We start from the raw sequence: 744 nt of genomic DNA on the forward strand, positions 1-744 counted from the left end.
TGCGTCGAGGAGCTCGGTCCCCAGGCGCGGGTCGGTGATGTTCTGCGACGACGCCCCACCGACGCCGGGGCGCAGGTGGATGCACCGGGCAGCGACGGCCGGGCTGGAGGAGGTGACGGCGATGCCGACGGCGCCACGGCCGTCGGTGGCGAGGACCGAGAAGGTCACCGTGCATCCTCGGGGATGACGGCGATCGCGTCGACCTCGACGAGCCACTCGGGCCGGGCCAGGGCCGAGACGACGAGTCCGGTCGAGATGGGGTGCACGCCCTTGGTCCAGCGGCCGATGGTGCGGTAGACGGTCTCGCGGTAGCGCGGGTCGACGATGTAGATGGTCAGCTTGACCAGGTGCTCCATCCGGGCACCGGACTCCTTGAGGAGCATGTCGATGTTCGCCATCGCGCGCTCGGTCTGCGCCTCGACGTCACCGATACCTACCGACTCGCTCGTGTCGAGGTCCTGGCCGATCTGGCCGCGGACGTACACGGTGTTACCGGCGACGACGGCCTGGCAGAGGTCGTTGTCGAGGTTCTGCTCGGGGTAGGTGGCGCCCGTGTTGAACGGACGGATGCGGGTGTGCCCGCCGGCGACGATGCTCTTGTTGATCTCCACGGGAACAGTCCACTCCACCGGGGGCCATGTGTCCAACAGATGTTTCTGACTACCTTCATCGATGAAACAGATGCAGTCGCCATCCGCCCGCCGTACCACTGCATCAACAGAACCGAACTAGAAGGCCGACAAC

2 protein-coding genes are annotated in these 744 nt (G+C 66.7%); both read right to left on the bottom strand.

All coding sequences use genetic code 11. The features are described 5' to 3' along the window. Window positions 1-216 (bottom strand): DUF1028 domain-containing protein (locus tag ACOADB_RS15195; protein ID WP_378600201.1); only part of this gene is annotated, 216 nt, incomplete at its 3' end. Next, window positions 165-611: a RidA family protein gene (locus tag ACOADB_RS15200; RefSeq protein WP_378600193.1), complete on the bottom strand. Its 447-nt coding sequence runs from the start codon at window positions 609-611 to the stop codon at window positions 165-167. The genes ACOADB_RS15200 and ACOADB_RS15195, both read right to left, overlap by 52 nt. Between the last annotated feature and the right edge of the window lie 133 nt (window positions 612-744).

This window comes from Nocardioides sp. CPCC 206348 (assembly GCF_048654705.1).
Taxonomy (GTDB): domain Bacteria; phylum Actinomycetota; class Actinomycetes; order Propionibacteriales; family Nocardioidaceae; genus Nocardioides.